The following is a 6,838-nucleotide window of genomic DNA, read 5'->3' on the forward strand; positions in this document are numbered from 1 at the left end:
GGGTTGACACCCTTCCGTTTGCCGCGCAGCCAGCAATTCACAACCCTGTCCGGACGGGCCACGGACGGCACTCGAGAGGCGTGGCTTTCGCGGGGATGTATTTTGCCCATAAGTACCCCCAACGGCGCGCCCAGATGGACATGCTCCTGGGGGCGGCCATGACCGAAGGAATAACGGGCGGCGCCGAGCTGGACATATTCTCCCGCCAGCTGGGAGGCGCCACGAAGTACCAGTTCCCGGATCCGTTTGACAAGCATGTTGTGGGCTCATTGAGCTACGCCCAGATGCTAACCGCGTACCGGGCGTACAAGGCCTTTTTGAATGTCAATTCCGTGACCGGATCGCCCAGCATGTGTGCCCGCCGGATATTTGAGATCACGGCCTCGGGCACCCCAGTCGTCTCGACGCCCAGCGCCGCGATACCGCGGTTCTTCGAAGACGATGAAGTCCTGGTTGCCGAAGCCAAGACTGAGGCGGAGAACATGCTGCGGATGCTGACATCCAACGCGGAATTCAATGAACGCGTGGTCCATAAGGCCCAGCGCCGAATCTGGCGGGAGCACACCTACGCGCACCGGGCCGAGTCCATCGTCCGGGCGATCGCGCCGGAGCGATGCCTGCCGGTCGATCTTCCCCCGGTCAGCGCGTTGGTGAGCACAACCCGTCCGCAACAGCTGAGCCACATATTCCAGACCGCGGGGAGGCAGGACGGCGTGGACCTGGAGCTTGTTCTGCTGACCCACGGTTTTGTCGCCGCGGATGGCCAGCTGGCCGATCTGGCCCACGCCCATGGCGTGGCGAAGTACACGGTACTCGCCGCCCCGGACGCCCTGACCCTCGGGGAGTGCCTCAACCTGTGCGTAAAAGCATCGGCCGGGGCGGTCCTCACCAGGATGGACGACCGCGACTATTACGCGCCGAACTACCTCGTTGATTTGCTGCATGCGCTGAGCTACTCCGGCGCGGATGTGGTGGGGAAACAGGCCCACTACCGGCATCTCCGTTCCAGCCAGGCGACGGTGCTCCACGCTGCGCACCATGAGCACCGGTTCAGCCGGCGTGTCCTGGGACCAACCATCACCGCACGACGGGAGGTCTTCGAGGCGCACCCCTTTGAGGCGCTGCGCCGAGGTGAAGACGCCGCCTTCCTGGCAGCGGTGGCGGCAGCCAACGGCTCCATCTACTCAGCCGACAGGTTCAATTACGGCCAGGTTAGCCCCGGACCGGGGCACCCCGTGGCCGCACCGGCTGACGAACTCGCAGCGCGCGGCAATATCCAAATTTCCGGAAATCCACGTGAGCACATCACTCTTTGATTGGGGACAACAGATTGACAAAGATCCAGACCATTGCCGTGATCGGGCTCGGGTACATCGGGCTGCCCACGGCCGCGATCCTGGCGGCCAACGGGTTTGACGTGATCGGCGTCGACGTCAACCAGCGGACCGTGGACGCGGTGAACAACGGGCGCGTCCCGTTTGTTGAGCCAGATCTAGAGATCCACGTGGCCGGAGCCGTCAGCCACGGCCGGCTCAAGGCCACCACCGAGACGCCGGCTGCCGATGCGTACATTGTCGCCGTGCCCACGCCGTTCAGGTCGGACAAAAGTGCTGACCTGAGCTACATCGAGGCAGCCGCACGCGGCATCGCACCCCTGCTGCAGGGCGGCGAACTGATCATCCTGGAATCGACGTCACCACCCGGGGCAACCCGCCACCTGGCGGAGTACATCATCTCGCTTCGGCCGGACTTGTCGCTGGACGGCGCCAACGGCAGGGCTGCGATCCTCTTGGCCCACTGCCCTGAGCGCGTGCTGCCCGGCAAAGTCATGATCGAGCTGGTCACCAACGACAGAATTGTTGGAGGCATCACCAGCGAAGCGGCCGAGCTCGCGAGGGAGCTATATTCGGTGTTCTGCCAGGGGGAGATACTGGTCACCGACGACGTAACAGCGGAAATGGCCAAACTGGTGGAAAATGCCTACCGCGACGTCAATATTGCCTTCGCCAACGAACTTTCCGTCATCAGTGCCAAGCTGGACATCAACGTCTGGGAGCTGATCAGACTGGCAAATCACCACCCGCGCGTCAACATCCTGCAGCCCGGACCTGGTGTCGGCGGGCACTGCATCGCAGTGGATCCCTGGTTCATCGTGGCTGCGGCACCGGAGGAATCACGTTTGATCAGGACGGCACGGACCGTCAACGACCACAAGCCGCGCTGGGTCTTGCATCAGGTGCATGATGCGTTTGCCAAGCTGCCCGTGAATTCCGAGATCGCTGTGCTGGGACTTGCGTTCAAGGCAAATATTGACGACCTGCGTGAGTCGCCCGCCGTCGAAATTGCCCAAGCCATGGCCGAGTCGATGCCTGCCACGCAGATCAACGTCGCCGAGGCCCACATCGATGAGTTGCCCCAGCGCCTTCGGGGCCGGGACAACGTCAGGCTGGTAACCCTGGAGGAAGCCGTGAGCCGGTCCGCACTGGTGGTTCTGCTTGTTGACCATGACGCCGTACGTGCACTGCCCGCCGAGGCCCTTGCAGGGAAGCTCCTCGTCGATACGAGAGGGGTCTTCAGCTCATGATCCGCCGGTTCCTTGAGACTATGCGCACAGCCTTCAAGAGCCGGGGCGTCATCGCGATGGCACTCTGCGGGGTCGCCGGGCTACTGGCGGGATCCCTCTACTTTTCAGTCGGGCATCCGGCGTTCGCGGTTCTGTCCCTCGGGCTGTTCACCCTCATGGCGGTGACGGCCCAATCGCAACTGGTCAGTATGCGGTGGGTCCAGGAAACCGAAGCCAAGAAGTCACGCTCGCGCTTCCGCGAACTCCGTGACATGTTGGGCGGAATTTCCAAGTCGGTTCAACAGGTTCCGGAAACGAGAGTTGCCACGGCGTCAGCGAAGCCGCCCGCGTCTCCCGGGACCGCTCCATCGTCCGGACCGGCTCCATCGTCCGGGGGAGCAATCGGCCGGCTGGCGGCCGCTGCAACGGACGACCGGCAGCGTCAGTCCAGAATTCTTGGCTATCTCGGGGTGCCTCCGACTGCGCCGTGGGGCGGACGGGTCATTTACTCGATCCTCGGCCGGGACCTGTCCCGGTACTTGGGCGATGCGCACGCGCTGGAAGCTCTGCGTCCGAGCACCATAGCCGCCCAGATCGCGAACGGGAGTGGATCCGCGCTGATTGTCGACGACACCGCATTCGCGTCGGGAATCTGGTTCGGAGCCGATTCCGCGGCGGGGACCTTGCTGGCAAACGAAATCCTCCAGGCACTGGCTGAATGCCGGTCCCAAGGAGTGCCCGTCTATTTTGTGAGAACGCGGCGAGCGGCCGAGATCTACACCCGGGATTTCGAGGCTGCATCGGATGTTGTGTTTTCGGATCGTTCGTCCATGGACGAGTGGACCGAGGACTACAAATTTGGCCTGCTCAATTCGCTGGAAACTTTTGTCAAGATGAAAAAAGAGGCACTCATTGGCTCGCACTGACACAATTCGCACTGGCGCCACTCGCACGGACACAACTCGCACTGACACAACCGGGTCCGCGCGGACCATCCTCCTGTACGGAGACGTCGACCTGAACATCATCGACGGTTCAGCCGTCTGGCTTGTCTCCATGGCCGAAGCGTTGTCACTGACGGGCTCCGAGGTCTGCGTACTGCTCAAGACCGCGGTCACCAACACGCGGCTCCTTGAACGGATTGCCGGCCTGCCTGGCGTGGAAATCGTGCAGCCAGACGCAACCGAGGACGTCGAGGCACTGAAGCCTCGAAATGCAGCCCAGCGCATGGCCCAACTCGACGCCGAGAGGCCGTTCGACGTCGTGATCGCCCGCGGCACCCAGGTAGCGGCTCACGTCGCAAACTCCAAAGTCCTTGGTCCCAAATCGTGGCTTTACATCACCGACATCGCACATCCCAGCTCCCGACTTTCTGAAGGCGATCTCGCGATGCTCAGACGGACCGTCGGACAATGCCGGCGATTCTTCGTGCAGACTGAGGCCGCCCGCTCGTACGTTGAGGCGACGATTCCCGAAGCTGCGGGTAAGACACTTGTCCTCACGCCGATGGTGCCCGATGAATACTTTGACCTGCGGGGAAGCTACCCGAGCAGCGGAACGCAATTGAGCGCCGTCTATTCCGGTAAGTTCGCCAAGAAGTGGCGCACTCTGGAGATGTGCTCACTCCCGGCTGCGGCCGAGGAGAACGATCTTCCGCTGGCGTTGACCATGATCGGCGACAAATTCCAGCATGACCCCCAAGACCCCTCATGGTCGGTCACGATGGAGGATGCCATGGCTTTGCCGTACATCGACTGGACGGGAGGGATGTCGCGTGATGAGGCGGCAAAGGAGGTCAGCCGGCACGATGTCGGGTTGAGCTGGCGTGATGCAAGCATGGACGCCAGTCTCGAAATTTCGACCAAGGTGCTCGAATACGCTGCCCTGGGGGTACCGCCCATGGTGAACCGAAATGCCCAGCATCTCGAACTCTTCGGCGCCGATTACCCGCTGTATGTCGACGACGATTCGACGGAGAGCGTTGTAAACACCCTTCTGGATGCCAGGGAAACCCTGGCAGTGTTGAAAGAGGACGTAAGTTCGCGGGTCCGGCACTATTCGATTTCATCCGCCGCAAGCCGGCTGAAAGCCTGCTTCGAGCGGTCCGAGGGCGACTACGTCCGCAGTCCTCGCTCCAAGCACAAGACCAGGGTGCTGATTGCCGGTCATGATCTTAAGTTCGCCGGCGAGCTCGTTTCCGTCCTCGAAATGAGGGACGACATCGAACTTGCTTTCGACCACTGGAAAACACTGCATCACCATGATGCCAAGGAGTCCGAGCGGCTCAGGGACTGGGCTGATGTCATCATTTGTGAGTGGTGTGGACCCAACGCCGTGTGGTACTCGAATAACAAACGGCAGAGACAGAAGCTCATTGTGCGTCTTCACATGTTCGAGCTCAACGGTCCCTGGCTGACGAATGTGGCCGCTGAAAACATTGACGCCCTCATCTGCGTGTCGCAGCTGTTCGTGGAGCGCACCCTCGAAAGTACGGGTTGGACCAGCACTCCGTTCCGGGTTATTCCGAATGCAATTGACCTGACGGACCTCCGCAGGCCCAAAGCAGCGGATCACAGATTCCGGCTTGGCCTCGTGGGCATTGTTCCGATGCGCAAGCGCCTGGACAGGGCGCTGGACTTGCTGGAGGAATTACTGGACGAAGACTCCAGATACACCCTGCACATACGGGGAAGAATGCCCTGGGAGTATCCCTACGAGTGGAAGAAGCCGCTTCAGAGGGAGGCATACCTGGAAATCCTGGACCGGATCGGACAGTCCCCGGCGCTTCGGGACGCCGTCGTCTTCGAACCGTTCGGCCCGGATATGTCCAGCTGGATGCGCAAGATCGGATACATTCTCTCGCCCAGCTCGGACGAAAGCTTCCACCTTGCCCCCGCCGAGGGAATGGCGTCAGGTTCCATACCGCTGTTCTGGCAAAGGCCCGGCGTGGATCAAATATTCAGCAAACGCTGGACCCGTGAGACCACGTCCCAGGTTCGAGAGTTCGTCTCCGCCCTCAACAGCTCTCCGGAAGCGCATGAGGAGGAGTCCCTGGCGGCTGCCGAATACGTCCGGCGGTTCGATATGCGAACCACCGGCGAACAGTGGCTGGAGGAGATCTTTCGGAGCTGAACTCACGGCTCACCCGTCCGGTCCATGCGGAGGGTCAAGCGACAAGGTGACCGTCCGCATCAGCCAATCGGCTGATGCGGACGGTCTTCGTCATCACTTGATCATGATCGTCGAGGCGACGCTGGGCACCCCGTTGGCGTCCATTGCGAAGAGCAGATAATTGCCCGGCACCAGCACACCGTGGTCCGCGGGCAACGTCAGCGACGCGGTGTTGCCCGACACCGAGGTTGCGGTCAGCGGGATCCGCCGCTGGTCGGTGTTGACGCTGTGGGTCACGGTGCTCATCCGCATCAGGGAGAACTTGGTGACGGGCGCTCCGGTGGTCACCGCGATCGTGCTGCCGGCCGCGGCGCTGGCCGGTGCGGTCACAATCGCTGGCCGGGTGCGGGCACTGCCGTCGGCGTTCAGCAGGTAGGGCGGGGTGAAAATTTCGCCGTCCAGATGGTTGGTGGTACAGGTGTTGCACAGCCCGCCTCCGCCGACGAAGACCTTGCCGTCGGGAAGCAGCAGGCCGACGCTGTGATACGTCCGGGGGATGGCCATCGGCGCCAGCGTGGTCCACTTTCCGGTGGCCGGGTTCCAGATTTCCGGGGCCATCCTGGCGCCGGTGTCCGTGAACTGAACCGGGGTGGCCTGACCGCCGACCACCATCACCTGGCCATCGGGCAGCGCGATCCCGCTCGCGTACGACCGGGTGACGGCCATGTCTGCGGTCCGGGCCGTTTTGACCCCGTTATTGATGTCGATCGTGTACGCCCGCGCCGTGGCCGGGACGCTATTGTAGGCGGTCGACCCGCCCACGGTGAGGATCTTTCCGACGTCGTACATCACGGCGTCGCCGTTCATCGCGTCCGCGCTGTCAGCCCGGAGTCCGGCGGAGGTGATGCTGCCCTTGCCGGTGGTGGAGATCCAGTTCATCTGGCGGCTCGGCCCCGCCTGGAACACCCGGCCACCGGGGGCGGCAAACAACCAGGGGTGATTGTCGGAATAGCGCTCGCCACGGGGATCGGCGGTCAGGATGTTGTCGACCGGCACGTTCGGCAGGGTTCGCCAGCCGCCGGCGGCGGACCACACCTCGCCGTTCTTGTTGCCGGTACCGCCGGACCAGGACCCGCCGATGGTGAACACCTCGCCGGTGGAGGT

At 62.6% G+C, this 6,838-nt stretch carries 5 protein-coding genes; 4 read left to right on the top strand and 1 reads right to left on the bottom strand.

The features are described from left to right. The first annotated feature begins 95 nt into the window (after nucleotides 1-95). The 4 genes from ABIB26_RS21760 to ABIB26_RS21775 all read left to right on the top strand — a co-directional run bounded on the left by ABIB26_RS21760 (nucleotide 96) and on the right by ABIB26_RS21775 (nucleotide 5,695). Entirely contained in the window at nucleotides 96-1,316 is a 1,221-nt protein-coding gene (locus tag ABIB26_RS21760) for a glycosyltransferase family protein (RefSeq protein WP_354248082.1), read from the top strand. Between the two features lie 14 nt (nucleotides 1,317-1,330). Further along, nucleotides 1,331-2,584, top strand: a complete 1,254-nt coding sequence (wecC, locus tag ABIB26_RS21765; RefSeq protein ID WP_354248083.1) for a UDP-N-acetyl-D-mannosamine dehydrogenase — start codon at nucleotides 1,331-1,333, stop codon at nucleotides 2,582-2,584. Beyond that, complete coding sequence (locus ABIB26_RS21770) at nucleotides 2,581-3,489, top strand: hypothetical protein (RefSeq protein ID WP_354248085.1); 909 nt, start codon at nucleotides 2,581-2,583, stop codon at nucleotides 3,487-3,489. The genes wecC and ABIB26_RS21770 overlap by 4 nt, the downstream gene beginning before the upstream one ends. A 232-nt stretch (nucleotides 3,490-3,721) precedes the next feature. Next, entirely contained in the window at nucleotides 3,722-5,695 is a 1,974-nt protein-coding gene (locus tag ABIB26_RS21775) for a glycosyltransferase family protein (RefSeq protein ID WP_354248087.1), read from the top strand. Between the two features lie 93 nt (nucleotides 5,696-5,788). On the opposite strand, the gene ABIB26_RS21780 is transcribed toward ABIB26_RS21775, so the two are convergent. Beyond that, a partial coding sequence (locus ABIB26_RS21780; RefSeq protein ID WP_354248089.1) for a galactose oxidase early set domain-containing protein occupies nucleotides 5,789-6,838 on the bottom strand: 1,050 nt, incomplete at its 5' end.

It is taken from the genome of Arthrobacter sp. UYEF20 (genome assembly GCF_040546335.1).
Taxonomy (GTDB): domain Bacteria; phylum Actinomycetota; class Actinomycetes; order Actinomycetales; family Micrococcaceae; genus Arthrobacter.

Excerpts from the sequence above, each read along its gene's own strand:
- ABIB26_RS21770 (WP_354248085.1), top strand. The coding sequence starts at position 2,581 with ATGATCCGCCGGTTCCTTGAGACTATGCGCACAGCCTTCAAGAGCCGG.
- ABIB26_RS21760 (WP_354248082.1), top strand. The coding sequence starts at position 96 with ATGTATTTTGCCCATAAGTACCCCCAACGGCGCGCCCAGATGGACATG.